Origin of the sequence: Sphingomonas sp. 3-13AW (assembly GCF_049311085.1) — a bacterium.
In the GTDB taxonomy this organism is placed as follows: domain Bacteria; phylum Pseudomonadota; class Alphaproteobacteria; order Sphingomonadales; family Sphingomonadaceae; genus Sphingomonas.
Genome location: NZ_JASNVZ010000004.1, coordinates 240,940 through 267,365 on the forward strand (window position 1 = coordinate 240,940; position 26,426 = coordinate 267,365).

Genomic DNA, 26,426 nt, shown 5'->3' on the forward strand with positions numbered 1-26,426 from the left:
GCTACAGGGCCCGGCCGTGGCGACCGGCGAGGTCGATCACATATTGCCACGCCACCCGTCCCGAGCGGCTGCCCCGGCGCGTCGCCCAGCCCACGGCGTCGGTCGGATCGAACGGCAGCGCATGGGTCGCGCAGTATCCGGTGACGATCGCGAGATAGGCATCCTGGTCGACGACGTGGAAGCCAAGGCTCAGGCCGAAGCGGTCGGCAAGCGCGAGGCTGTCGTCGATCGAATCGCGAGGATTGATCGCGCTCGCCTGCTCGGCGATGTCGCGCGGCATCAGGTGGCGGCGGTTGGAGGTTACCACCAGGCGTGCGTTGGCGGGCCGCGCCTCCGCTCCGCCCTGCAGCATCGAACGGAGCGCCCGCGCCTCGCCGGGATGGTCGAAGCCCAGGTCATCCAGGAAGATCGCAAACGCCCGGTTCGTGTCGGCAATCGCCCGGAACAGCGCCGGCAGCGTCTCCAACCGCGCCGTCACCACCTCGACCAGCGCGATGGCTGTCCCCTCGGCCTGCACGGCCGCGACCGCGCTCTTCACCAGCGCCGACTTGCCGGTCCCGCGCGCCCCCCACAGCAGCACGTCCTGCGCCGCGATGCCGGCGGCCAGCCGCTGGAGATTGGCGACAAAGCTCCCCTTTTGCGCATCCATGCCGGAGAGCAGGTCGAGCGGTAGCGGATCGAACGCGCGCGCCGCGCTCAGCACGGTGCCGTCCCACAAATAGGCCGGATGCGCGAGCGGATCGGCCGCGGTTGGCGGCGGCGGCGCCAGCCGTTCGAGCGCGGCGGCGATCCGGGCGAGCGTGTCGGTGTGGGCGTCCATGTCCCCGCGCTACCCGGCGGCGGTGCCGTCAGGCAAGCTCAGGGCAGGTCATACGCCTTCATCAGGTCGTAGAGCGTCGGCCGGCTGATCCCCAGCAAGCGCGCCGTGCCGGAGATGTTGCCCTGCGCGCGGGCCAGCGCACGGCGGATGGCGTTGCGGTCGGCCTCTTCGCGGATTGCCTTCAAGTTGATCGGCTCCGCCTCGCCATGGTCGAGATCGAGGTCGGCAGCCGTCACCTGCTTGCCATCGGCCATGATGACGGCGCGCTTCACCCGGTTCTCGAGCTCGCGGACGTTCCCCGGCCACGCCCAGGTGTCGATCGCTGCCAGTGCATCGGGGGCAAATCCGGTCACGCCGGCATTCATCTGCCGCGCATACCGCCGCAGGAAGTGCCGTGCGAGCAGGCCGGCATCGCCCGGACGCTCGGAAAGCGACGGGATGCGCACCACGATCTCGGCAAGACGGTAGTAGAGGTCCTCGCGGAACCGCCCGTCGGCCACCATCGCGTCGAGGTCCTGGTGGGTCGCGCAGACGATGCGCGTGTCGACCGGGATGGGTTTGCGCCCCCCGATCCGCTCGATCACCCGCTCCTGCAGGAAGCGGAGCAGCTTGACCTGAAGCGGCAGCGGCACGTCGCCGATCTCGTCCAGGAACAAGGTGCCGCCATGCGCGGCCTCGATCTTGCCCGCCGTGGTCTTGATCGCGCCGGTGAAGGCCCCTTTCTCATGTCCGAACAGCTCGCTCTCCAGCAGCGTCTCGGGGATCGCGGCGCAGTTGATCGCCACGAAAGCGCCCTCTGCACGCGGGCTCGCGTCATGGACGCCGCGCGCGAGCAGTTCCTTGCCAGTGCCCGACGCGCCCAGCAGCAGCACCGACACATCGGCAGGTGCCACCCGCTCGATCGTGCGGGTGACCTTCAGCATCTCCGGCGCTGCGGTGAGCATGCCGCCCAGCGCCGTTTCGCCATCGATCCGCGCGGCCAGCCGGCGGTTCTCGGCCTCCAGCGCATGGACGTGAAAGGCACGCGCGACGATCAGCCCCAGCGTGTCGATGTCGATCGGCTTCGAATAAAAGTCGAATGCCCCCATCGCGATCGCCTTGAGCGCGCTTTCACGCGCACCGTGCCCCGACGCGACGATGATCTTGGTGTCGGGCTTGAGCGCGAGCATTGCCTCCAGCGTCGCGAACCCCTCGGTGGTGCCGTCAGGATCGGGCGGCAGACCCAGGTCGAGCGTGACCACCGCCGGCTCCTCCGCGCGCAGCGCCGCGAGCGCCGCTTCGCGGGTTCCGACCGCGGTGATTGCATAGCCTTCATACGCCCAGCGCAGCTGCCGCTGGAGGCCCAGGTCGTCCTCCACGATCAGCAGCCGCCGCGTCTCGGCACTCATGCCGCCTCCTCCATGGTTGATGCGAGCGCGCGGGGCAGCAGCACGCGAAACGTCGATCCCCTGCCTTCGCGGCTGCTCACCTCGATCCGCCCCCCCAGCGCCTGGGCAAGCTGGGTGGCCTCGAAGGCGCCAATGCCGAAACCATGGGGCTTTGAAGAGACGAAGGGCTTGAACAGCCGGTCCCGCACAAAGGCCGGTGTCATCCCGTGCCCGCGGTCGACCACCTCGATGACGGCCATGTCCTCGCCATCGCTGACGCGCAGCGTGACCGGTGCATCGGCGGCACTCGCCTCGACGGCGTTCTGGACGAGGTGGCCGAGCAGCTGTTCAAGCCGCAGCGGGTCGGCGATCGCGTAGACCGGCTGCTCCCCCTCGACTTCGACCGGGTGCTGCGCCCGTCGCGCTTCCGCGATCCCCTGCGCCAGCGCCGTCAGGTCGAGCACGCCGATTGCCCCTACGGGCGTGGGCTGGCGCTGCGCGAGCCGGGCAAGCAGGTCGTTCATCCGCGCCGCCGACTCCTGAAGGGTCGCGACCATGTCGGCACGGAACTCCGGATTGTCGGCGTGCCGCTCGGCATTGCGTGCGACGAGGCTCAGCTGGCTCACCAGGTTCTTGAGGTCGTGGAGGATGAAGGCGAACCGCCGGTTGAACTCGTCGAACCGCTGCGCCTCCAGCAAGGCCTCGGTCGCCCGCGCTTCGGCGAGATAGCTGGCGACCTGCCGACCGGCGATCTTGAGGAGGTCGAAATCCTCCCAGTCGAGCGCGCGGTCGAGCGGCGGCCGCGCCACCAGGATGGCTCCGACCAATTGCCCCAGATGCGGCAAGGGCACGATGATCCACGCCTCGGGAAGGGCGAGCATCCAGTCCGGCACCGCATCCGAATCCATGCGCTCGGCGGTGCCGGCGCGGGCACCGTCGAGCTCGATGACCCGGCCTGTCGCCGCGAGGTGTTGAGCAAGCGCGGCGGCGGGTTCCGGCGCAGGTCCGTCCACCGGCCAGTTCCAGCCGGCGGTGCGCTCCAGTCCCTCGTCACCCGCGATCAGCAGCATGCCGGCGGGCGACTGGGTGAGGTCGGCGATCGCCTTGGCGACGCGTTCCGCCAGCGGTGCCGCCCCCTGTGGCCGCCCCAGCGTCTCCGTGAAGCGCGCCCACTCGACCCGATAGTCGTAGCGGTGCTGGAAGAGGTGCTTGGTAAGCTTGACCCGCACCCAGGCGCGCAGCCACGCCGACGACATCAGCGTCAGGATCGCGGCAGTCGCCCCGAGCACGAACGCGGTCTGGAGGATGCGGGCGTGCGTCCCGCCGACACTCGCAAGCGCGGTGTTGCCGGCGATCATGATTAACACGTAGCCGAGCAGGCCGAGCACCGAGAGCGAGTGCAGCGTCGCGGTTCGCGACACGCGCAGTTCGCGCCCTCCGCTGCGATGAAAGGCAAGCGCGATCACCCCGGCGAGCGCCGCCAGCGCCAGCCCCCGCATGGCCTGGAACTCGCGCGGTGCCTCTCCGGTCAGATAGTGAAGCGCGCTCAAGTTCACGTCGATCAGCCACAGGGCGCCGATCGCCGTCATCGCCAGCTGCAAGCCGGAGCGCCCCAGCCCGGTGTTCAGCCCATAGAGCAGCACCAGACCCGCCGCGGCGGACAGCGCCCGCATCAACAGGGCGGTGCGCATCAGCTCCGCCGCGGCGGCTGGGACGTCTGTGCCGGTGGCGAGCAGTTGCAGCACCACCTGCAGCACGATCACCAGTGCGACGGCGGCATAGGCGACCGGCAGCGTCAGGTAGCGCGCGCCGCCCCAGCGGTGGGTGACCAGCATCACCATCAGCCAGGCGAGATTCCGCAGCCCCTCGAACACCAGGGTGACCGGATCGCCGTTGCCGATGCCCGCGACGGACAGCGCCCACAACGCCGTCAGCACCAGCGCGACGGCGAAGCTCGTGCGGATCGATCCCGGCAGTTCCGGCGCCTGGACCGCCCACAATGCCAGCATCCCGAACAGCAGCGCGGCAAGCGCATGGCTCCACAGGATGAGGTCGGGCAGCATTCAGCGCGCACCCTCTGGCCAGAGCACCACGCGCACCGTCTGGAGCAGGATCAGCAGGTCCAGGAAGGGCGAGTAGTTCTTGGCATAATAGAGATCATATTCCAGCTTCTGCCGGGAATCGTCGAGCGAGGCGCCATAGGGATAGTTGATCTGCGCCCAGCCGGTGATGCCCGGCTTCACCATGTGCCGTTCGGCGTAATAGGGCAGCTGCTGTTCCAGTTCGTCGACGAACTGCGGGCGTTCGGGGCGGGGCCCGACGAAGCTCATGTCGCCTTTCAGCACGCTCCAGCACTGGGGCAGCTCGTCGATCCGCAGCTTGCGCAGGATCCGGCCCACGCGGGTGATGCGGGGATCGTCCTTTTCCGCCCAGACGGCGTTGCCGCCCACCTCGGCATCGATGCGCATCGAGCGCAGCTTGATGATGTCGAAGCCCAGGCCATAGAGGCCGATGCGGCGTTGGCGGTAGAAAACGGGCCCGCGACTGTCGAGCTTGATGGCAAGCGCTGCCACGGCGAGCACCGGCAGGACCAGGGTGAGCAGAAGCAGGCTGACGGTGACGTCGAACAGCCGCTTGAACAGGCTCGAGAACACGCGTCCGGACGAGAAGCCGTCGGAAAAGATCAGCCATGACGGGTTCACGGTATCGAGGTCGACGCGGCCGGTCTCGCGCTCTAGGAAGGTCGAGAGTTCGTTGACGTGCACGCCCGTCGTCCGGATCCGCAGCAGGTCCTTGAGCGGCAGCGCATTGCGGCGCTCCTCGAGCGCGAGCACGACTTCTCCCGCGTTGAGGAGCACGACATGCTCGGCAAGGTTGCTGATCGCCTCGCGGCCGATCGCCTCGGGCATCACCGGCTTGGCGTCGCCCATGCCGACATAGCCCACCACCACGAAGGCGGCACCCGGCGTCTGCGCCAGCGCCTTCAGCCGCGCCGCGCGCGACCCCGCGCCCAGCACCACCACCCGCCGTTTGAAGACATGCCCGCCCAAGGTCCGGCCGAGCAGGATCCGCACCAGCAGCAGCAGCACAACGGCAAAGCCCATCGCGTAGACGAGGTTGGAGCGCCAGAACGTGATCCCGGGGGCCAGGAAGAACTGCACGGCGACCCCGATCGCGCCGAGCGCGACCGCGACGATCAGCCGCGCAGCCGCGAACCGCAGCGATTGAAGCGCCTCGGCGCCGTAGACGCCGACCGCGATCATCGCGAGTTCCAGCGAAACCGCAAAGCTCAGCAATTGGGGAATCCGGGTGTGGATCGGCTCCACCGCCATGTCGATCTGGCTCGCACGCACGATCCAGCCGAGTTCGCCCGCCACCATCAACAGCGCGAAATCGAGAATGCCGAGCAACAGCACGGCATGAGGGATATAGTGCTTGAACAGCCTGATCATAAAGCCCGGTTTCCTGGCCGGGTGCATACGCCCGACCGGCACTCCTTCCCTCTCGCAACAATAACCGAAGAAAAGCTGAACACGGGCATCAACTGAGCATTGTGCGCTGCACCGTCCTGGCGTCTAATGGCTTGTGCCCCGTTCGGCACCCTTTTTCGATGGAGAAGCGCTACATGCCGTTCGAAGCCGCGATCATCCCCGTTATCCTGTCGGGAGGATCGGGAACCCGGCTGTGGCCGATCTCTACGCGCGAACGTCCCAAACAGCTGCTTTCGCTGACGGCCGAAGAAACCATGCTCCAGTTGACGGCGCGCCGCGCATCGGGCCCGCGGTTCGCCGCCTCGATCGTCGTCGGCAGCACCGCACACGCGCAGGATATCGAGGAACAGCTGGGCGAGATCGGGGCTGCGGCCCAGGCCCTGGTGCTCGAGCCCATGGCACGCAACACCGCGCCGGCAATCGCGCTGGCGGCTGTCGCGGCTGGCGGCGATGCCACCCCTTTGCTGGTGATGCCGTCGGACCATGTCATCGCCGACGTCCCGGCCTTCCATGCCGCGATCGAGGCGGCGTTGCCGCTGGTGGCAGAGGGGTGGCTGGTCACCTTCGGCATTACCCCCGATGCGCCGGAAACCGGCTATGGCTGGATCAAGGTCGGCGAAGCGATCGCGCCGGGCGCGCACCGCGTCGCGCGTTTCGTGGAGAAGCCGCCGCGCGATCGTGCCGAGGCAATGCTGGCCGATGGCGATCACGCCTGGAACGGCGGCATCTTCCTGTTTCGCGCGGACATGTACCTCGGGGCCTTGGGCACCCACGCCCCGGCGATGCTGGTCGCCAGCCAGACGGCGATGGACCGCGCGCGACGGGAGGGAAAGCGCGTCTACCCCGATGCCGATGCGTTCGCGGAGTCGCCCTCTGAGTCGATCGACTATGCCGTGATGGAAAAGGCGGAGCGGGTCGCCGTCGTCCCGGTGTCGATGGGCTGGAGCGATGTCGGCAGCTGGGACGCACTTCACGCGATCAGCGCCCGGGACGAGAACGACAATGTCTGCGGCCCCGAAGTGCTGACGATCGACACCACCGGCTGCCTCGTCCGCAGCGATCGCGCGCGCATCGCGATGGTGGGGGTCAAGGACTTGATCGTGGTCGCCAGCGGCGAGGACATCCTCATCCTGCCGCGCGGCCGCTCGCAGGAAGTGAAGCGGTTGCTGGAGGCGATGAAGGAGAGGGACGCCTGAGCCGCCTGCGCCGCTGCCGCCGCCGCGATCAGGCGGCGGCCAGTTCCTCGGCCGTCGCATCCGCCAGGCTGGTACCGTCGAGGATGCGCGCGGTCTCGTCGCGCACCCGCGCCATGGCGATGCGGATCGCGCATGCCGCCTCGTCCTTGCAATCGCCGCAGGGACGATAGGCGGTGCGGCTGACGCATGGCACCAGCGCAAGCGGCCCCTCGATCACACGGATGATTTCGCCCAGAGAGATCAGGTGCGTCGGGCGAGCAAGGCGATAGCCCCCCGCCTTGCCCCGCGTGGACAGCAGGAAGCCGGCCTCGCGGAGGTCCGCCAGGATCAGCTCTAGGAACTTGCGCGGGACATTGGCCCCGGTCGCGATCCGGTGCATCGGGGTGGGTGCGACGCTCGGAGGTTGGGCGGCCAGGAACAACATTGCGCGCAGCGCATACCGGGAACGCTGGGTCAACATAATGGTCAAGCCCATGCCAGTGCATTGTGGCCATGAAAAGACCACGGCAGGCTTTAATTGCCCAAACCGAGCGTCTATATGCATTTTGTCGGCTTCGGCCGGCTATGGCGATAAACTGCGGCGTAGACTAGGCGCAGCGGACCCGGGGGCAGTACCCGGCGGCTCCACCAGAACTGGCCTTCCAGGCCGGTCCTGACGGGGCCGAACCAGGATCGACGTGTGTTGAAAGGCGCTGTTTTCGCTCGGAATGGGACCACCGCAACGGCCCGTACACAAGTGCCAACGATAACGAAGCACTCGCTATTGCGGCGTAACCCCAAGGCTTAACGGCCTAAGGTTATTCTAAAATGCGCGGTTGGACCGCACCGGGCAACAGAAGCGGATTCCAGCGGTACGGGGGGCACCGGGCAACAGAAGCTCCCCACTCCCAGATTTGACGGACTTTGGCGCGCGTTGCGTGCGGAGAACTCTTGTTCCCGCCGGGTCAGGCCGGCAGCACCAGCCGTGCGGTCGTGCCCGCGCCGCCAATCATCTCGAAGCGGCCGTTGAGCTGCCCCGCGAGCATGGTCGCGATCCGCAGTCCCAGGCTGTCCGAAGCGTCAATCGAGAACCCCTCTGCCAGGCCGTGCCCGTCGTCCCGCACCTCGACGATGACCATCCCGTCGCCGCTGCGGGCCAGGCGGACGTCGATATTCCCGCTGTCGCGATCCTTGAAGCCATGCTCGATCGCGTTCGACATGGCCTCTGCCACGATCAGCGCCAGCGGCACTGCAGCGTCCGGCGACAGGATCGCGTCCTCCGCGACATCAATGGAGCAGCGGATGCCCGTGCGGCCGCTTGCCTCGACCACGTCGGCGCAGAGAGGCTCCAGGAACTCACGCATGTTGCGGGTGGCGCCCGCCGCATCATAGAGCTGGCGGCTGATCCGGCCGATCAGCCCCAGCCGGCGCGCGGCCTCGTCCAGCGCAGCGCGCGCCTGAAGGTCCGTCACCTGCCGCTTCTGCACGGACAACAGCCCGGCTGCGACCTGAAGGTTGTTCGAAACACGATGCTGGAGCTCGTTGAACAGCAGTTCGCGGGTGTCGGCCAGAGTGCGGCTGAGCTCGCGCTCACGCCCCAGCTTGCGATTGGCGCGCTGCATCCAGTGCACCAGCGCGATGTCGGTCCCGACCACAAAGGCATAGAAGAGCAGCGCCACGGTCGATGACCGCGTCAGCGTGAGACTGCCGGCAGGTGGGATGAAGAAATGCCAGGCGATCACCCCGCACAGTACCGCCGCCACCGTCCCCATCCGCGTCCCGAACAGGAAGGCGATCAGGATGACCGTCGGGAAGAAGGTTACATAGGGGAAGCCAGGCGGCAGCAACGGGTCGGCCAGCCAGCGGAGCACCGCCGCAATCGCGACGCACGCGAGGGTGATCGACAGCGCCAGCCACGGTCGATCCGCTGCGAGGGGCAGTCGCTCCAGCAGGCGCCTCGCGGTGCGCTGCTGCGCCCGCCCCGTCGATATGTCCCTGGCCCCCATCCTGGTCGCTTCTGCCCGAGGCCGCGGACACTGGCAATCGCCCGTCCTCGCCAAGAGTCGGAAACGTCACGAAAAAAGGGGCCCGCGTTACCGCGAGCCCCCTCTTCATGCCGAAAGGATCGTACGATCAGCTCTCGGTGATGAACGACGGCAGACCGATGTCGCCACCATCATCGTTGCTCTTGCCGCTTTCGCCGCCTTCACGGCGCGGGCCGCGATCCCGGCGCGGGCCGCGATCGCCACCTTCGCGGCGGGGGCCACGGTCGCCGCGATCACCGCCACGATCGCCGCCGCGGTCGCCACGGTCACCACGCGGGCCACGATCGCTGCGCTCGCGCGGTTCGCGTGCCGGACGGGTGTCTTCCAGCTCGGCACCGGTCTCCTGGTCGACGACGCGCATCGACAGGCGAACCTTGCCGCGCGGGTCGACCTCGAGCACCTTGACCTTCACTTCCTGGCCTTCGGTGACGACATCGCCCGGCTTCTCGACGCGCTCGTTCTTCATCTCGGACACGTGGACGAGACCGTCCTTGCCGCCCATGAAGTTCACGAATGCACCGAAGTCGACGATGTTGACGACCTTGCCGGTGTAGATCTTGCCGACCTCTGCCTCTTCGACGATGCCCTTGATCCAGTTCATCGCGGCTTCGATCTGCGACACGTCCGACGAGCTGACCTTGATCACGCCCTCGTCGTCGATGTCGACCTTGGCGCCGGTGGTCGCCACGATCTCGCGGATGACCTTGCCGCCCGTGCCGATGACGTCGCGGATCTTCGCCTTGTCGATCTGCATGGTCTCGATGCGCGGTGCATGGGCCGACAGCTCGGTCCGGGTCTCACCCAGCGCCTTGCTCATCTCGCCCAGGATGTGCGCACGGCCTTCGTTCGCCTGCGCCAGCGCGACCTTCATGATCTCCTCGGTGATACCGGCGATCTTGATGTCCATCTGAAGGCTGGTGATGCCCTCGCTGGTGCCGGCGACCTTGAAGTCCATGTCGCCCAGGTGATCTTCGTCACCCAGGATGTCGGAGATCACGGCAAAGTCCTTGCCCTCAAGGATGAGGCCCATCGCGATGCCCGAAACCGGACGCTTGAGCGGAACGCCCGCGTCCATCATCGACAGCGAGCCACCGCACACCGTCGCCATCGACGAGGAGCCGTTGCTCTCGGTGATGTCGGACAGAACGCGGATCGTGTAGGGGAACTCTTCCTTCGATGGCAGCACCGGGTGCAGCGCGCGCCATGCGAGCTTGCCGTGGCCGACTTCGCGACGGCCGGGCGCACCGAAGCGACCCACTTCACCGACCGAATAGGGCGGGAAGTTATAGTGCAGCATGAAGTGCTCGTAATGGAGCCCGTTCAGGCCGTCGATCATCTGCTCGGCGTCCTTGGTGCCAAGCGTGGTCGAGCAGATCGCCTGGGTCTCGCCGCGCGTGAACAGCGCCGATCCATGCGTGCGCGGCAGGAAGTGCACCATCGCCTCGATCGGGCGCACCGTCTTGGTGTCGCGACCGTCGATGCGGCGGCCTTCCTTCAGGATCGCGGTGCGAACCACTTCCGCCTCGAGCTTCTTCACCAGCTTGAGCACGCCCAGATACTGGGCCGGATCGCTTTCCTTCAGGTCCGCGAACGCTTCACGCGCCTTGGTGCGCGCGTCGTTGATCGCGTTCTGGCGGTCCTGCTTGCCGGTCAGCTTGTAGGCGGCGACCAGGTCGGCGCCGATCAGGTCCTTGAGCTTCTTCTTCTGCTTGGACTGGTCGACGACCGGGGTCAGCTCCCAGGGATCCTTGGCAGCCTGCTCGGCGAGGTCGATGATCGCCTCGACGACCTTCTTGCACTCGCGGTGGGCGAACATCACGCCGCCCAGCATCGTCTCTTCCGAAAGCTCCTTGGCTTCGGATTCGACCATCATCACGGCCTCGTGGGTGCCGGCGACGACCAGGTCGAGCTCGCCCTCCTTCACCTGCTCCAGGGTCGGGTTGAGGATGTACTCGCCATCCTGATAACCGACGCGCGCAGCGCCGATCGGGCCCATGAACGGCACGCCCGAGATCGTGAGTGCAGCCGACGCAGCGATCATCGCAACGATATCCGGCTCGTTCTCGCCATCATAGCTCAGCACCTGAGCGATGACGTTGATCTCGTTGTAGAAGCCTTCCGGGAACAGCGGGCGGATGGGGCGATCGATCAGGCGGCTGGTCAGCGTCTCCTTTTCGGTCGCGCCGCGCTCACGCTTGAAGAAGCCGCCGGGGATGCGACCCGCGGCCGAATACTTCTCCTGATAGTGAACGGTCAGCGGGAAGAAGTCCTGCCCTTCCTTCACCGAGCGGGCGGCCGTGACGGCGCACAGCACCACCGTCTCGCCGAGAGTCGCAAGCACTGCGCCGTCGGCCTGGCGGGCAACGCGGCCCGTCTCGAGCGTCAGCGTCTTGCCGCCCCACTCGATGCTGGTCTTCTTGATATCGAACATGTCGTTTCCTTCACTCCGGCGGCCCTATGCCTGCCGGGGCAGCTTGCGGGCGTCTGCCCGCAGGGGTGAGCCGTTAGGCTCGGAACCAAGTCGCCGGATTGCGCTCGGTCCTGCTCCTTCGTGCTTCCGCTCCGCGCGGAGAGACGTCGGAGAATCTCGTGGGCGCCGCCGGGGGCGGCATGCCCTTGTGCCATATCCCCAGCGGTGTGGGGAAAAGAAAACGGCGCCCCGCGGGGCGCCGTTCCTTACTTGCGAAGACCCAGCTTCGCGATCAGCGCGGTGTAGCGCCCGGCATCCTTCTTGCGAAGATAGTCGAGCAGCGAACGACGCTTGTTGACCAGCATCAGCAGACCGCGGCGCGAATGGTTATCCTTCGCGTGGGTCTTGAAGTGCTCGGTGAGGTTGGCAATCCGGTCGGTCAGGATCGCGACCTGAACCTCGGGGCTGCCGGTGTCGCCGCTCTCGCGGCCATGTTCCTTGATCAGCGCTTCCTTGCGCTCCTGGGTGATCGACATCGTCGTCCTTTCTATTCGAGGTTAAAACCGCGAACGACACGGGCGACCCCGTGCTGGACCTCGACCAAGGCGACCGGAACATCGTCCAGCATCGCAAAGGCCGGACCCTCGTCAGCGGCGATCCCGACCAACTGCTGCCCCTGACGGAGCCGCCCTGCCTGGTCGGGGGTGAGGGAAAAAGCCGGGATGTCGTCCAGCCCTGCCCTCAATGGCAGAAGCGCTTGCGCAAGCGCGTGGCCCTTACCGAGTTCTGCCAGTTTGTCCAGCGAAATGGCCGTTTTCAGCCCGAATGGCCCTGCCTTCACCCGGCGCAGCATGGTCACATGGCCGACGGTGCCGAGCGCCAGCGCGATGTCGCGGGCGAGGCTGCGGATATAGGTCCCCTTCGACACATGCGCGGTCAGCGTCACCGCCTCCAGCGGCCCGTCCGCGCCGGCGTCGGCGTCAGCATCGGCCAGGGTCAGCGCGTGGATCGTGACGTCGCGGCTCTTGAGCTCGACCTCCTCGCCTGCCCGCGCCAGCGCATAGGCGCGCTGGCCGTCGACCTTCAGCGCCGAATAGATCGGCGGCACGTGTGCGATCGGGCCGGTGAAGCGGGGCAGCACCGCCTCGACCCCGGCACGGGTTGGCCGCACCTCGGACGTGGCGATCACCGTCCCTTCCAGGTCGAGCGTGTCGGTCTGTTCGCCAAAGCGGATGGTGAAGTCATATACCTTGTCGCTGTCGAGCATCCGCCCGGCGAGCTTGGTCGCCTCCCCCAGCGCGATCGGCAGCACGCCCGTCGCCAGCGGATCGAGCGTCCCGCCATGGCCGACCTTGAACCTGCCATAGCCGCCGTCGCGCAAGGCACGCTTGACCGCGCTCACCCCCTGGGTCGAGCCGAGCCCCAGCGGCTTGTCGAGCAATATCCAGCCGTGCATCGCTCAGTTCCCCAGCCCGACGAGGCGCAGCATCGCGTTCGCGACCTCGTACACGATGGGGGTGACGATCCGCCCGACGACATTGGCCTGGGGCGAGATCATCGGCAGGACGACCAGCAGCACGAGCAGCACGACGATCCCGAAGCGTCCGATCTGGGCATAGCGTTGCGCAAGCGGGCGCGGCAGCAGGCCTTCCACGACGTGGCCGCCGTCGAAGGGCGGCACCGGCAGCAGGTTGAACACCGCCAGGAAGAGGTTGATCAACACGAAGTTGAGCAGAACCTGGACCATGAAACGCGCCACCGAGCCGTCGCCGGAACCGCTGACGGAGGCCAGCACCGCGATCAGCAGCGCCCCGGTAAGGGCGAGCAGAATGTTGATCCCGGGACCCGCGAGCGCCACCAGCACCATGTCCCAGCGCGGATTGCGCAGGCGCTGCGCATTGACCGGCACCGGCTTTGCCCAGCCGAACACCGGCGCGCCGGAGATCGCGAGCAGCAGCGGAAGGCCGATGGTGCCGATGGGGTCGATGTGGCGGATCGGGTTGAAGGTCAGGCGGCGCTGCTCGGCCGCGGTCGGATCGCCCAGCCAGTTGGCGACCACGCCATGCGCGACCTCGTGAAAGACGATGGCGATGACGAGCGTCACGACACTGGCGGCGATCATCCAGACGGATTGGGTAATGTCCATGATGGATCGTCAGTGGCGACGCCGGGCCCCCGCCGCAAGCCCGCAGCCGGACGCGACCGGGTAATCCGGGGCGGCTAGCCCCGCATCGCCTCTGCGAAATGGCGACGGCACAGCGCGACATAGCGGTCGTTGCCGCCGATCTCCGTCTGCGCGCCTTCCCGCACCGCGTTGCCGCTGGCATCGACGCGCAGGTTCATCGTCGCCTTGGCGCCGCAGGTGCAGATCGACTTGATCTCCGTCAGCGCGTCCGCGATCGCGAGCAGCCGCGCCGATCCCTCGAACAAGGCGCCGCGAAAATCCGTCCGCAGGCCATAGGCGAGCACCGGCACCCCCAGCTCGTCTGCCACGCGCGCGAGCTGGTCAACCTGCGCTGTGGTGAGAAACTGCGCCTCGTCCACCAGGACACATCCGACCGGAGCCGCCGCGCGGGCGGCCGCGACGGCCCCCAGCAGGTCGGTGCTGGCGTCGAACGTCGCCGCCGGCGCCGACAGGCCGATGCGCGATCCGATAGTCCCCGGCCCGGCGCGATCGTCCAGCGCGGCGGTGAACAGCAAGGTGCTGAGGCCACGCTCGCGATAGTTGAAGTCGGCCTGCAGCAGCATGGTCGACTTCCCCGCGTTCATCGAGGCGTAGTAGAAATAGAGCTTGGCCATCGGGCGGGGGTCTCGATCGAAAGAGGCGTCGGGCCAGTCGTCGGACAGGGCGGCGGGTCAGTCGCCGTCGGTCAGGTCCTGCGCCACCTTGGGCGCCCGCAGCAGCGCGTCGATGTGGCTGGCCTCCTCGAAGCTCTCGTCCGGCAGGAACTTGAGCTTGGCCGCGTATTTCATCTTCACGCGGTGCGCGACCTCACGCTGCAGATAGGCGGTGTTGGTGCGCAGCGCCTTCAGCACCGCGTCCTCGTCCTTGCCCAGCAGCGGCTTCACGAACACGGTCGCGTGGCGCAGGTCGGGCGACATCCGCACTTCCGTCACCGACACCATATGGGTCGCCAGCGTCTCGTCGTGCACATCGCCACGCTGAAGGATTTCCGACAGGATGTGGCGGACCTGCTCGCCCACGCGGAGCGTGCGGACGGACTTTTCCTGCGGTTCGTTCTTCATGGTGCAATCTTGAAACAGGGCGTCACCCCGGCCGAAACCGGGGTGACGCGGGTTCTCAGAGCGTGCGCTCGCGCATCTCGACTTCGTAGGTCTCAAGGAAGTCGCCCGCCTTGATGTCGGTGAAGTTCTGCGTGAACGTCACACCGCATTCCAGGCCTGCACGAACTTCGGCGACATCGTCCTTGAACCGGCGGAGCGAGGCAATCTCGCCCTGGTAGATGATGACGTCGTTGCGCGTGATGCGGGCCTTGAGCGCCTTGCGGATGACACCTTCCACCACGAGCAGACCTGCAGCCTTGCCGGTCTTGCCTGCGGAGAAGACGTCGCGGATCTCGGCGCGGCCCACGACCGTCTCGAACGCCTCGGGTCCAAGCTCGCCCGCCATGCCGGCGCGGATCTCGTCCACCAGGTCGTAGATGACGTCGTAGTACTTCAGCGCGACCTTGTTCCGATCGGCGATCTCGCGTGCCTTGGCATTGGCGCGGACGTTGAAGCCGATGATCGGCGCCCCCGACGCACCCGCCAGCGTGACATCGCTCTCGGTGATGCCGCCGACGCCCGAATGCAGGATCCGCACCCGGATCTCGTCGGTGGAGATCTTGTTGAGCGAGCCGACGATGGCCTCGACCGTACCCTGGGTATCGGCCTTGACGACCAGCGGATACTCGATCGCCTTCTTGTCCTTGAGCGCGGAGAACATGCTCTCCAGGCTGGCCGGGGCGCTGGCCGTGCGCTTCTGCTGGATCACGCCTGCACGATATTCCGCGACTTCGCGGGCACGCGCCTCGTTCTCCACCACCTGCAGCAGGTCACCCGCCATCGGCACGCCCGACAGGCCCAGGATCTCGACCGGCATCGCCGGACCAGCCTGCTTCACCTGACGGCCCTTGTCGTCGACCAGCGCGCGGATCTTGCCGCTCTCGGCACCGACGACGAAGACGTCGCCGACCCGCAGCGTACCGCGGCTGACCAGGACGGTCGCGACCGGGCCGCGGCCCTTGTCGAGCTTCGCCTCGATCACGGCACCCTCTGCCGGGCGATCCGGGTTCGCCTTCAGCTCGAGCAGTTCGGCCTGCAGCTGGATCTTCTCGACCAGCGTATCGAGGCCGATCTTCTTGAGTGCGGACACTTCGACGTCCTGCGTCTCGCCGCCCATCTCTTCGACCTGGACATTGTGCTCGAGCAGACGCTCGCGCACGCGCTGGGCATTGGCCTCGTGCTTGTCGATCTTGTTGATCGCCACGATCATCGGCTTGCCCGATGCCTTGGTGTGATTGATCGCCTCGATCGTCTGCGGCATCAGCCCGTCGTCGGCCGCCACCACCAGGATGACGATGTCGGTGACGTCGGCACCGCGCGCACGCATCTCGGTGAAGGCCTCGTGGCCCGGCGTGTCGAGGAAGGTGATCTTCGACTTGTCCTTCAGGGTGACCTGATAGGCGCCGATGTGCTGGGTGATGCCACCGGCCTCGCCGCGCACCACATCGGTGCCGCGCAGCGCGTCGAGCAGCGACGTCTTGCCGTGATCGACATGGCCCATGATCGTGACCACCGGCGGACGCGGCTTCAGCGTCTCGGGTGCGTCCTCGGTCGTGTCGAGCGCCAGATCGATGTCGCTGTCGCTGACGCGCACGATGTTGTGGCCGAACTCGGTCACCAGCAGCTCGGCGGTGTCCTGATCGATCGTCTGCGTCATGGTGACGGGCATGCCCATCTTGAACAGCGCCTTCACCAGGTCGGCGCCCTTCTCGGCCATGCGGTTGGCGAGTTCCTGGACGGTGATCGCCTCGGGAACCTGCACGTCGCGGACCTGCTTGGCCTGCGGCTCACGCGGGCCACCGAAGTGACGCTTTTCCTTTTCGCGTGCCCGCTTGAGAGCGGCGAGCGAGCGGGCGCGTGCGCCGTCGCCATCGCCCAGGGCGCGGGTGACGGTGAGCTTGCCCGACTGGCGGCGATCGTCGCCCTTGCGGTCACGCGAAGGCGTCGGCCGGCCGGGAGCGTCGTTGCGGCGCGGAGCCGGAGCAGCACCGGTGCGGTTCGCAGGTGCGTTGTTCGCCGTCGTGGCTGCCTGGGTGGTGGTTTCCGCAGCAGGTGCCGGCGCCGGTGCGGGCTTCGGCTCGGGCTTCGGAATCTCGGGGCGCTGCACGGGCGTGAAGCGACGCGGAGCCGGCAGCGACGGGTCGAGCTGCAGCATCATCGGCTGCTGCGGACGCGGCGGGGCGGCCGGGCGACGCGGCGCCTGGGCAGCCGGCTTGGCAGCCTGCGGTGCGGGCGCGGCCGGCTTGGGAGCCGCAGCGACCGGCGCGGGTGCCGGCGCAGGCGTCTCGACCGGAGCGGGCGCGGGCGTCGGAGCAGCAGGTGCCTCGGCGACCGGTGCCTCGGGCGCTGCCGGAGCAGGCGCGGCCGGCGCGGGCGCCGCCTCAACCTTGGCTTCGGCTACCGGCTCGGGAGCCGGCGTCGGCGCCGCGGCAGGTGCCTCGACGGGCGCTTCCTCGACGCGACGATTTTCCTCGGCGCGGCGCTGTTCCTGGCTGATCGCTTCCTGGCGCAGGCGCTCGTCACGGCGACGCGATTCCTCGAGCGCCGTCATGCGGGCCTCTTCGGCCTCGCGCAGCAGCTTCGCCTGAATCTCGTGGCGGGAGAGGCCGGCGTGCGGGTTCGCGGCCGGAGCAGGTGCCGGGGCACGCGGTGCCGCCGGCGCAGGCGCCGGGGTTGCCGCGGCCACTTCGGCTGCGGGTGCTGCCGCAGGCGCTGCCTGCTGCTGCTCTTCGCCGGGGCGGCCGAGTACGCGGCGGCGCTTGACCTCCACGACCACGGTGTTGGACCGGCCATGGCTGAAGCTCTGCTTCACCTTGCCAGTCTCAACCGTGCGCTTCAGCCCCAGCGGTGCCCGCGCGCCCAGCTTCGGCTTGTCGTTGTCCGTCTCGCTCATGCGTTACTCGAGTTCCTGCTTCGTCGTAATCTGTGCGGCCGCCGAGATTACGACAGCCGATGCGCCCTGCGATTCGGATTCGCAAGACACGGAGGAGGGTACGGGTCCGATAAAGTGCAGCCATCGGGCGATCGCTTCGCCGACCCGACTGGCCGCTGGTCTGTCGGTCACGCCGACATGTACCACATTTTCGCGCCCCAGCGCCAAGGACAATATGGTGCGGCCGACCGGCAATACCAGTCCCTTCGCACCGCTGCCTTCGCGATCCGTTCCGACACGCCACGCCTGGGCAAGCTTGCCCGCCCCGTCCGCGCCCGCATCCGCGGCGTGGAACAGGGCGTGGAGCTGGCCGCTGCGGGCCGCCTTTTCAATGCGTTCGCCACCCGTCACCAATTTGCCCGAACGCGATTCCAGGCCGAGCCGTTCCAGCGCCGCACGTTGCAGCGCCGATGCGATTCGCTCGGAAAGGTCGTCGGGGATGGTGATTGCCTGCGTCTTGAACGCACGCGACAACGCACCCTTGAGCCGGCCCTTGGCGATCGCCGCGTCGAGTTCGGCGCGATCGACGCCGATCCACGCGCCGCGGCCCGGGGCCTTGGCATGGACATCGGGCAGCACTTCTCCGTCCGGAGACAGCGCCAGGCGCACGAGTCGTGCCCGCTCGCCGGTTTCGCGCGTCAGGATACAGCTACGCTCCGGTCCCTCGCGCGGCTCGCGCGGGGGGCGGGGTGTCGTCGTCGTGGTGCGCTTCCCGCGATGCCCGGGGGCGCGCGGTGTTACCGTAGCCGGATCATTGCGAGGGTTCCGCATGCGCGTCCTCCCCCGCTTGGCGCGCCATGTCGGCGTCACGATCCACGATCAGCTGTCCGCCGGCACCGTAGTTCTCGGTCGACAGCTCGGTAATGTTGATCTGGACGGCGGCCGGGCTCTTGCCCAGCCGCTCGACCAGCGAACGCGTGACGTCGGCGACAATCGCCGCCTTCTGCTCGCGCGAGGCGGCGCCGGCCAGGCGAATGTCGACAAACGGCATCAGGCCTTGGCCTCCTCGCCCGTCGCCGCTTCGGCCGGAGCCTCGGCAGCGGGAGCTTCTTCGGCGGGAGCTTCTTCGCCAGACGCTTCGTCCGCAGACGCTTCAGCGGCAGGTGCCTCCTCGTCGTCGAACCAGTGGGCGCGGGCAGCCATGATGATCTCGTTGCCCTGCTCGTCGCTCAGCCCGTACTCGGCCAGGATGCCGCCCTTGGGCTCGGCCCGCTTGGGCGCGTCCTCGTTGCGGCGGCGCGGCTCGACGCGCTTCTTCTCGACCAGCTCGTCGGTGGCGAGATCGGCCAGGTCGTCGAGCGTCTTGATGCCCGCCTTGCCCAGCGTCACCAGCATCGCCTCGGTCAGGTACGGAATCTCGGCCAGGGCGTCTTCGACACCCAGGGCGCGGCGCGCCTCGCGATTGGCTTCCTCGCGGCGATCGAGCGCTTCCTGCGCACGATTCTGCAGCTCGGCGGCCAGGTCCTCGTCAAAGCCCTCGATCGCGGCGAGCTCGTCGACCTCGACATAGGCGACTTCCTCGAGCGCGCCGAAGCCTTCGGCCACCAGCAGCTGTGCCAGCGTCTCGTCCACGTCGAGTTCGCCTTCGAACATCGCCGAACGCTCGACGAATTCCTTCTGGCGCTTCTCGGACGCATCGGCCTCGGTCAGGATGTCGATCGCCTTGCCGGTGAGCTGGCTCGCCAGGCGGACGTTCTGGCCGCGACGGCCGATCGCCAGGCTCAGCTGGTCGTCGGGCACCACCACCTCGATGCGATCTTCTTCCTCGTCGATCACGACGCGGCTGACGTTCGCCGGCTGGAGCGCGTTGACCACGAAGGTCGCCGTGTCTTCCGACCAGGGAATGATGTCGATCTTCTCGCCCTGCATTTCCTGGACGACCGCCTGGACGCGGCTGCCCTTCATGCCGACGCAGGCGCCGACCGGGTCGATCGAGCTGTCGCGGCTGATCACGCCGATCTTGGCGCGCGAACCCGGGTCACGGGCGGCAGCCTTGATCTCGATGATACCGTCGTAGATCTCGGGGACTTCCTGCGCGAACAGCTTCTTCATGAAGTCGGGGTGCGCGCGGGAAAGGAAGATCTGGGGGCCGCGGTTCTCGCGGCGGACGTTCAGGATCAACGAGCGGGTACGATCACCGACGCGAACGGCTTCGCGCGGGATCTGCTGGTCGCGGCGGATCACGCCCTCGGCGCGGCCCAGGTCGACGACGACATGGCCGAACTCGACGCGCTTGACGACCCCGGTGATGATCTCGCCGACGCGGTCCTTGAACTCTTCATACTGGCGCTCGCGCTCTGCGTCGCGGACCTTCTGGAAGATCACCTGCTTGGCAGCCTGGGCCGCGATGCGGCCGAACTCGATCGGGGGCAACGGATCGACGATATAGTCGCCGACGACCGCGCCCTTCTGGAGCTTCTGCGCCTGGGCGACGTCGACCTGCTTGAAATAATCGTCGACGGCCTCGACCACCTCGACCACGCGCCACAAGCGCAGATCGCCGGTGTTGGGGTCGAGCTTGGCACGAATGTCGTTCTCGGCGCCGTAGCGCGCGCGGGCAGCGCGCTGGATCGCGTCCTCCATCGCCTCGATGACGATGGCCTTGTCGATCAGCTTCTCGCGCGCGACCGAATCGGCAATGGCGATCAGTTCGGCGCGGTTGGCGGTAACGGCAGTGGCCATGGGCTTACCCTTCTACTTCGATGATGTCGTCCGCCCCGCTCGCGTCGAGCGGCTGGGTGGCGGCGAGGAGCTTGTCGGTGATGGTGAGCTTGGCGTCGGCGACCGCTGCGAACGGCACCTTCATCTCGTGGAACTTGCGGACGTCGATCACGATCAGCTCGTCTTCGACACCCTTCAGGTCGCCGGTGAGCTGCTTGCGCCCCTCGATCGGCTCGACCAGCGTAATGCGCGCTTCCTGCCCTGCCCAGTCGGCAAAGTCCTGGAGGCGCGTCAGCGGGCGGTCGATGCCGGGCGAGGAGACCTCGAGCCGGTATGCACCCTCGATGGGATCGCGGCCCTCGGCTTCCAGCGCGTCGAACACGTCCGACAGGCGACGCGACAGCGTGGCGCAGTCGTCGATCGTCAGCTGGCGGGTGTCCGGCCGCTCGGCCATCACCTGCAGCGTCGGGTCGGACTTGCCGCCGAGCATCTTCACGCGCACCAGCGCAAGTCCGAGCGCCTTCGCCTCGGGCTCGATCAGCCGGTTGAGTTCGGCGATGTCCGCCAATCCACGCTCCAGTCGTTGTGCCGGCCAGTTGCCGGTTCGTAAAATTGCGTTCGACCCAGGTATGCCCCATCAGCGCCGGGCCCGTCGGGTCCGACCTCGTCAAGGTTTCCAATGTCGAGAACAGCCGCGATATAGGCAATTCGTCAGAACAGGACAAGCAGCTTTCGAAGGGCCGCCGCCGCCGCAACATCGGCCAAGGACCCGCGTTGGCAAAGAAAAGGGAGAATGACCATGCACCGCACCATCGCCTGCACCGCCGTCGCCGTTCTGGTGGCCGCCTGCGGTGCGCCCCAGGACCCGGCGAACGCCAACATCGCCGAAGCCGCCCCCACTGCCGCCGCACCCGCTGCTGCGGAGGGCCTGCCGTTCGCGGTCACGCCGGTCGCCACCTTCGACGCCCCCTGGGCGATGACCTTCCTGCCGGACGGGCGGATGCTGGTCACCGAGAAAGGCGGACGCATGGTGCTGGCGACACTGGCGTCAGGCCAGAACAGCACCTCCGCAACCACGCCGGTGGGCGGCATCCCTGCCACCGACAGCGCGGGTCAGGGCGGCCTGATGGACGTCGTTGCGGCACCGGATTTCGACCGCAGCAAGCTCGTCTATTTCTCCGGATCGGTCGCTGGTCCGGGCGGCAAGGGCGTCAAACTGTGGCGCGGCCGCCTCGTCGAGGACAGCAAGGGTGCGCGTCTGGAAGGCGTCACCGAGCTGTTCAGCGCCACACCCTTCGTGTCGGGCGACGGCCATTATTCGGGCCGCATCGCCTTTGCGCCCGACGGCCAGCACCTCTTCTTCACCAATGGCGAGCGCCAGAAGTTCGACCCCGCACAGGATCCAAAGGCGACCCTGGGCAAGGTGTTGCGCCTGACCCTCGACGGCAAGCCGGCGGGCACGCCCGAACTTGCCTCCAAGGGCTTCCATCCCGCGGTCTGGTCCTATGGCCACCGCAACCTGCTGGGCATCGCCGTCGACGCCAACGGCAATCTGTGGGAGCAGGAAATGGGCCCCAAGGGCGGCGACGAGGTCAACCTGATCGTCGCGGGCCGCAACTATGGCTGGCCCAAGGTCTCGAACGGCAGCCATTACGACGGGCGCGACATTCCGGACCACAAGCCCGGCGACGGGTTCGAGGCGCCCAAGGTGTCGTGGAACCCGGTGATCTCGCCGGGCGGCCTCATGGTCTACTCCGGCGCGATGTTCCCGGAATGGAAGGGCGACCTGTTCATCGGCGGCCTGTCGAGCCAGTCGCTCGTCCGCGTCGACGTCGACGGCACCAATGCGCGCAAGGGCGACCAGTGGCCGATGGGCGAGCGCATCCGCGAGGTCGAACAGGGCCCCGACGGTGCGATCTGGGTGCTGGAAGATGGCGAAGGCGGCCGGCTGCTGAAGCTGACTAAGCCCGCCTGATCCCGATCGCGGGGGGCCGCGTCAGCCGAGCGCGACCGGCCCCTCGCTCCCCAGGCGGTGGGTGCACAGCTGCGCCTCGGGCGTGTCCTCTGCGGTCAGCGCGGCCACCGTCACCCAGCCCTCTGCGCGCAGCGCAGCGCCCGTCTCAGCGGGCGTGCCGAACGGCAGGAACAGCCGCCGGCGCGCGTCCGCCCCCACGCCGGCATCGAGCAGCACATCGGCATAGAGCGAGAATCCGACCGCCGGCTCGGCACTGCCGTCCTCGCCCATCACCGCATAGCTGCCGCCGCGCCCGATCTCGGCGCGCAGGCCGCGCGCGAACAGCGAGAAGCCGACCCAGCTCTGATATTCGAAGCCGTGGCGCTCGGTCGGGTCGAGCGTCAGCGCCACCCGGTCACGGACCGCCCCGGCGATTTCCTCCAGCCCGTCGAGCCGGCTGCGCAGCTTGCCCGACACGTCGCTTTCGCGCAGCCGCGCCAGCGCCTGGTCGAACGGCCCGGCCGCCTCGATCAGCGGCAGATAGGCGGGATCGATCGCCGCGACCGCGCCGGCATCCTTGCCGTCGAGCGCCTCGCGCAGCGCGTCGAGCTGCGCCGTCGTCAGCGTACCGCCGGCCAGGGCGTCGAGCACGTCCGGCAGGGTGAAGTCGACCGAGACGTCGGACAGTCCTGCGGCGGCCAGCGCCTCCACCGCGACGCTCACGATCTCCCGGACCGCCGCGACGCTATCGAGCCCGATCAGCTCGGCACCGATCTGGCGCAGCGCGCGCCGCTGGTCGAGGTCGGCGGCGCGCAGGCGCAGCACCGGCCCCGCGTAGCACAGCCGCACCGGGCGCGGGTGATGGCCCATGCGGGTGGCGGCGATACGGCCGACCTGCGCGGTCATGTCGGGCCGGATCGCAAGCGTGCGCTGCGAAACCGGATCGACGAAGCGAACGGCGTCCTGCGCGCGCGCCGCCTTCAGCCGGCGGCCGAGCGCATCCTCGAATTCGGCGAGCGGGGGATCGACCTGCTCATAGCCATAGCTGCGCGCGACCGACAGCACGCGCCCTTCGAACCGCGCGACCGCATCGGCGGCGGGCGGCAGGCGATCGTGGAACCCTTCGGGCAAGAGGCCGGTCATCGAAACATCCTGTTGGGCGCGGCCGGGATCGGCGCGCCGTGTCGTGGCCGGCAGCTACGGGATGTGTCCGCCCGCGACAAGCTTGGGCCGGCGGTTGGGGAGGGACAGCGCCCCTCCCCGCCCGTCATCAGAACGCCAGCGCCATCGCCGTGCGCACACCCGGCAGCGCGCGCACCTTGGCGGCGAGCTCCGGCGTCACCGGTTCGTCGACCGACAACAGCAGGATCGCCTCGCCCCCGGCATTGCGGCGGCCGAGGTGGAAGGTGCCGATGTTGACGCCCGCTTCGCCCAGCGTGGTGCCCAGGCGGCCGATGAAGCCCGGTGCGTCCTCGTTGACGATGTAGAGCATGTGCCCGGCAAGGTCGGCCTCGACCTTGATGCCGAACAGCTCGACCAGGCGCGGCGCCTGGTTGCCGAACAGCGTGCCCGCGACCGAGCGGTCGCCGGCCTCGGTGCGGACCGTCACGCGCACCAGCGTATGGTAATCGCCCTCGCGCTCGTTGCGTACTTCGCGCACCTCGAGCCCGCGCTCCTTGGCGAGGTACGGGGCGTTGACCATGTTCACCGTGTCCGAATGGACGCGCATCAGGCCGGCGAGCACCGCGCCGGTAATCGGCTTCTGGTTGAGCTCGGCCGCCGCACCCTCGACCTCGATCGCGATCGAGCTGAGCGCGCCGTGCGCGAGCTGGCCGACCAGCGAGCCGAGCTTTTCCGCCAGCGCCATGTACGGCTTGAGCTTGGGTGCTTCCTCGGCCGACAGCGACGGCATGTTGAGCGCGTTGGTGACGCCGCCCGACACCAGGTAATCGGCCATCTGCTCGGCGACCTGGATCGCGACATTGACCTGCGCCTCGGTCGTGGATGCACCCAGATGCGGGGTGGAGATGAAGTTCGGCGTGCCGAACAGCGGCGAGTCCTTTGCCGGCTCGTTCACGAACACGTCGAGCGCCGCGCCGCCGATATGGCCCGAATCGAGCCCCGCCTTCAGCGCCGCCTCGTCGATCAGGCCGCCGCGCGCGCAGTTGATGATGCGCACGCCCTTCTTGGTCTTGGCGAGATTCTCGGCCGACAGGATGTTGCGGGTCTGGTCGGTAAGCGGCGTGTGCAGCGTGATGAAATCGGCCCGCGCGAGCAGCGTGTCGAGGTCGACCTTCTCCACGCCCATCTCGATCGCGCGTTCCGGGGTCAGGAACGGGTCGAAGGCGACGACCTTCATCTTGAGGCCGCGCGCACGGTCGGCAACGATCGAGCCGATGTTGCCCGCGCCGATCAGGCCCAGCGTCTTGGCGGTGAGCTCGACGCCCATGAAGCGGTTCTTTTCCCACTTGCCGGCCTGGGTCGAGGCGTCGGCCTCGGGCAGCTGGCGGGCGAGCGCGAACATCAGCGCGATGGCGTGCTCGGCGGTCGTGATCGAGTTGCCGAACGGGGTGTTCATCACCACCACGCCACGCGCCGAGGCGGCGGGGATGTCGACGTTGTCGACGCCGATGCCGGCGCGCCCGACCACCTTCAGGTTGGTCGCGGCGTCCAGGATTTCCTTGGTCACCTTGGTCGAGGAGCGGATGGCGAGGCCGTCATACTGGCCGATGATGGCCTTCAGCTCTTCGGGCGTCTTGCCGGTGATCTCGTCCACCTCGACCCCGCGCTCGCGAAAGATCTGGGCGGCCTTGGGATCCATTTTGTCGGAGATGAGGACTTTGGGCATGGATTGGGTCCTTGGAAAATGTGTGCAGCGCTCCTGCGAAGGCAGGAGCCTTGAAGGGCGGGCGCGGATTGAGGCGCCCCGGCGCCCCTGCCTCAGGCAGGGGCGGAAAGCGGATCAGGCCGGCTTGACCTGTTCCCAGGCCCAGTCGAGCCAAGGGCCGAGCGCCTCGATATCGGCGGTGTCGACGGTCGCGCCGCACCAGATTCGCAGGCCCGCCGGGGCGTCGCGATAGCCGGCGATGTCGAACGCCGCGCCTTCCGCTTCCAGCAGCGACGCCATCTTCTTGATCATCGCGGCCTGGGCGTCGGCATCGGCGTCGGTGACGAGCTTCAGGCAGACGCTGGTATTCGAGCGGATCGCCGGGTCGGCGGGCAGATGGTCGAGCCATTCGCGCGCCTCGACGATCCGGCCGAGCGCGGTCGCATTGGCGGTGGAGCGCGCGATCAGGCCGTTGAGCCCGCCGACGTGCTGCGCCCATTCCATCGCGAAGATCGCATCCTCGACGGCCAGCATCGACGGCGTGTTGATGGTCTCGCCCTTGAAGATGCCCTCGATCAGCTTGCCGCCCTTGGTCATGCGGAAGATCTTGGGAAGCGGCCATGCCGGCGTGTAGCTTTCCAGCCGCTCGACCGCGCGCGGGCCGAGGATCAGCACGCCGTGCGCGCCCTCGCCGCCCAGCACCTTCTGCCACGAGAAGGTGACCACATCGAGCTTGTCCCACGGCAGGTCCATCGCGAACACGGCCGAGGTCGCATCGGCAATCGTCAGGCCGCCGCGGTCGTCGGCGATCCAGTCGCCGTTCGGCACGCGGACGCCCGAGGTGGTCCCGTTCCACGTGAAAATCACGTCATGGTCGGGGCTTACCTGGGTCAGGTCGACGATCTCGCCATAGGGCGCCTTGAGCACGGTCGGCTCGATCTTGAGCTGCTTGACCGCGTCGGTCACCCAGCCTTCGCCAAAGCTCTCCCAGGCGAGCAGCGTCACCGGCCGCGCGCCGAGCAGCGACCACATCGCCATTTCGACGGCACCCGTGTCGGAGCCGGGCACGATGCCGATGCGGTGGGTGTCGGGGACCTGGAGCAGTTCGCGGGTCAGGTCGATCGCGCGCTGCAACCGCGCCTTGCCGATCTTCGAGCGGTGCGAGCGGCCGAGAACCTCGGTGGCGAGCTTCTCAGGCGACCAGCCCGGGGGCTTGGCGCAGGGACCAGAAGAAAAATGGGGGCGCGCCGGCTTGGTGGCGGGCTTTTCGGGTGCGGCAGACGCACCGGTGGCGGGAACCGAAACTGTATCCGTCAAAATAGTCTCTCCTCACAGAGAGCACGCGCTGCGTTGGGACAGCGTGGCCCGCCGACGGCCCTAGCGATCGCACGCAGCTTGTCAACGCGTGCGTTACGCGAATTGGGTGAACGGTGCCCAAAGGCGGCGGGCCGAGCCGCTA

General features: G+C 68.0%; 22 protein-coding genes and 1 other RNA gene. 3 read left to right on the forward strand and 20 right to left on the reverse strand.

From position 1 onward, the window contains the following. Position 1: 1 nt before the first annotated feature. The 4 genes from QP045_RS07540 to QP045_RS07555 are packed head-to-tail and all read right to left on the reverse strand — an operon-like array spanning position 2 to position 5,639. Positions 2-820 (reverse strand): DUF815 domain-containing protein, encoded by an 819-nt coding sequence (locus QP045_RS07540; protein ID WP_422514358.1) that lies wholly within the window; start codon positions 818-820, stop codon positions 2-4. Positions 821-858: 38 nt separating this feature from the next. Next, positions 859-2,208: a PEP-CTERM-box response regulator transcription factor gene (gene prsR, locus QP045_RS07545; RefSeq protein ID WP_422514359.1), complete on the reverse strand. Its 1,350-nt coding sequence runs from the start codon at positions 2,206-2,208 to the stop codon at positions 859-861. Further along, on the reverse strand, positions 2,205-4,250 hold the full coding sequence (prsK, locus tag QP045_RS07550) for an XrtA/PEP-CTERM system histidine kinase PrsK (RefSeq protein ID WP_422514360.1): 2,046 nt from the start codon (positions 4,248-4,250) through the stop codon (positions 2,205-2,207). The genes prsR and prsK overlap by 4 nt, the downstream gene beginning before the upstream one ends. Then, entirely contained in the window at positions 4,251-5,639 is a 1,389-nt protein-coding gene (locus QP045_RS07555; RefSeq protein WP_422514361.1) for a TIGR03013 family XrtA/PEP-CTERM system glycosyltransferase, read from the reverse strand. Between the two features lie 173 nt (positions 5,640-5,812). Between QP045_RS07555 and QP045_RS07560 the strand changes: the two genes are divergently transcribed. Then, a complete protein-coding gene (locus QP045_RS07560; RefSeq protein WP_422514362.1) occupies positions 5,813-6,874 on the forward strand; it encodes a mannose-1-phosphate guanylyltransferase/mannose-6-phosphate isomerase in 1,062 nt (353 codons plus the stop codon). Positions 6,875-6,902: 28 nt separating this feature from the next. Here QP045_RS07560 and QP045_RS07565 read toward each other — a convergent pair whose 3' ends face one another. Continuing rightward, positions 6,903-7,334 (reverse strand): RrF2 family transcriptional regulator, encoded by a 432-nt coding sequence (locus tag QP045_RS07565; RefSeq protein WP_422514416.1) that lies wholly within the window; start codon positions 7,332-7,334, stop codon positions 6,903-6,905. 48 nt (positions 7,335-7,382) lie between these two features. Here QP045_RS07565 and ssrA point away from each other — a divergent pair. Continuing rightward, positions 7,383-7,721: a transfer-messenger RNA gene (gene ssrA / locus QP045_RS07570) on the forward strand. A gap of 97 nt (positions 7,722-7,818) precedes the next feature. On the opposite strand, the gene QP045_RS07575 is transcribed toward ssrA, so the two are convergent. The 12 genes from QP045_RS07575 to rimP all read right to left on the reverse strand — a co-directional run bounded on the left by QP045_RS07575 (position 7,819) and on the right by rimP (position 20,754). Further along, on the reverse strand, positions 7,819-8,859 hold the full coding sequence (locus tag QP045_RS07575; RefSeq protein ID WP_422514363.1) for a sensor histidine kinase: 1,041 nt from the start codon (positions 8,857-8,859) through the stop codon (positions 7,819-7,821). Between the two features lie 127 nt (positions 8,860-8,986). Beyond that, positions 8,987-11,329 (reverse strand): polyribonucleotide nucleotidyltransferase, encoded by a 2,343-nt coding sequence (gene pnp, locus QP045_RS07580; RefSeq protein WP_422514364.1) that lies wholly within the window; start codon positions 11,327-11,329, stop codon positions 8,987-8,989. Positions 11,330-11,574: 245 nt separating this feature from the next. Then, positions 11,575-11,844 (reverse strand): 30S ribosomal protein S15, encoded by a 270-nt coding sequence (gene rpsO, locus QP045_RS07585; protein WP_422514365.1) that lies wholly within the window; start codon positions 11,842-11,844, stop codon positions 11,575-11,577. Between the two features lie 11 nt (positions 11,845-11,855). Then, positions 11,856-12,764, reverse strand: a complete 909-nt coding sequence (gene truB, locus QP045_RS07590) for a tRNA pseudouridine(55) synthase TruB (protein ID WP_422514366.1) — start codon at positions 12,762-12,764, stop codon at positions 11,856-11,858. A gap of 3 nt (positions 12,765-12,767) precedes the next feature. Further along, positions 12,768-13,454 carry a site-2 protease family protein gene (locus QP045_RS07595; RefSeq protein ID WP_422514367.1) on the reverse strand — a complete coding sequence of 229 codons (687 nt, stop codon included), beginning with the start codon at positions 13,452-13,454 and terminating at the stop codon, positions 12,768-12,770. Positions 13,455-13,528: 74 nt separating this feature from the next. Further along, the gene (locus QP045_RS07600; RefSeq protein ID WP_422514368.1) at positions 13,529-14,107 is read right to left on the reverse strand and encodes a thymidine kinase; all 579 of its coding nucleotides are present in this window, start codon (positions 14,105-14,107) and stop codon (positions 13,529-13,531) included. A gap of 57 nt (positions 14,108-14,164) precedes the next feature. Beyond that, the gene (gene rbfA, locus QP045_RS07605; protein ID WP_422514369.1) at positions 14,165-14,554 is read right to left on the reverse strand and encodes a 30S ribosome-binding factor RbfA; all 390 of its coding nucleotides are present in this window, start codon (positions 14,552-14,554) and stop codon (positions 14,165-14,167) included. Positions 14,555-14,609: 55 nt separating this feature from the next. Next, complete coding sequence (gene infB, locus QP045_RS07610) at positions 14,610-17,486, reverse strand: translation initiation factor IF-2 (RefSeq protein ID WP_422514370.1); 2,877 nt, start codon at positions 17,484-17,486, stop codon at positions 14,610-14,612. Positions 17,487-17,489: 3 nt separating this feature from the next. Continuing rightward, the gene (locus QP045_RS07615; RefSeq protein WP_422514371.1) at positions 17,490-18,134 is read right to left on the reverse strand and encodes a DUF448 domain-containing protein; all 645 of its coding nucleotides are present in this window, start codon (positions 18,132-18,134) and stop codon (positions 17,490-17,492) included. A 142-nt stretch (positions 18,135-18,276) separates the two neighbouring features. Beyond that, on the reverse strand, positions 18,277-18,516 hold the full coding sequence (locus QP045_RS07620; RefSeq protein WP_422514372.1) for a tautomerase family protein: 240 nt from the start codon (positions 18,514-18,516) through the stop codon (positions 18,277-18,279). Then, positions 18,516-20,207 carry a transcription termination factor NusA gene (nusA, locus tag QP045_RS07625; protein ID WP_422514373.1) on the reverse strand — a complete coding sequence of 564 codons (1,692 nt, stop codon included), beginning with the start codon at positions 20,205-20,207 and terminating at the stop codon, positions 18,516-18,518. Before nusA ends, QP045_RS07620 begins: the two co-directional genes overlap by 1 nt. Before the next feature lie 4 nt (positions 20,208-20,211). Further along, positions 20,212-20,754 (reverse strand): ribosome maturation protein RimP, encoded by a 543-nt coding sequence (gene rimP / locus QP045_RS07630; RefSeq protein ID WP_422514374.1) that lies wholly within the window; start codon positions 20,752-20,754, stop codon positions 20,212-20,214. Positions 20,755-20,985: 231 nt separating this feature from the next. On the opposite strand from rimP, the gene QP045_RS07635 reads away from it, so the two are divergent. Next, on the forward strand, positions 20,986-22,161 hold the full coding sequence (locus QP045_RS07635; protein WP_422514417.1) for a PQQ-dependent sugar dehydrogenase: 1,176 nt from the start codon (positions 20,986-20,988) through the stop codon (positions 22,159-22,161). 21 nt (positions 22,162-22,182) lie between these two features. Here the strand turns inward: QP045_RS07635 and QP045_RS07640 are convergent, their stop codons facing one another. The 3 genes from QP045_RS07640 to QP045_RS07650 all read right to left on the reverse strand — a co-directional run bounded on the left by QP045_RS07640 (position 22,183) and on the right by QP045_RS07650 (position 26,284). Beyond that, on the reverse strand, positions 22,183-23,283 hold the full coding sequence (locus QP045_RS07640) for an ATP phosphoribosyltransferase regulatory subunit (RefSeq protein ID WP_422514375.1): 1,101 nt from the start codon (positions 23,281-23,283) through the stop codon (positions 22,183-22,185). Positions 23,284-23,410: 127 nt separating this feature from the next. After that, positions 23,411-24,988 carry a phosphoglycerate dehydrogenase gene (serA, locus tag QP045_RS07645; protein WP_422514376.1) on the reverse strand — a complete coding sequence of 526 codons (1,578 nt, stop codon included), beginning with the start codon at positions 24,986-24,988 and terminating at the stop codon, positions 23,411-23,413. Between the two features lie 114 nt (positions 24,989-25,102). Then, entirely contained in the window at positions 25,103-26,284 is a 1,182-nt protein-coding gene (locus QP045_RS07650; protein ID WP_422514377.1) for a phosphoserine transaminase, read from the reverse strand. Positions 26,285-26,426 lie beyond the last annotated feature (142 nt).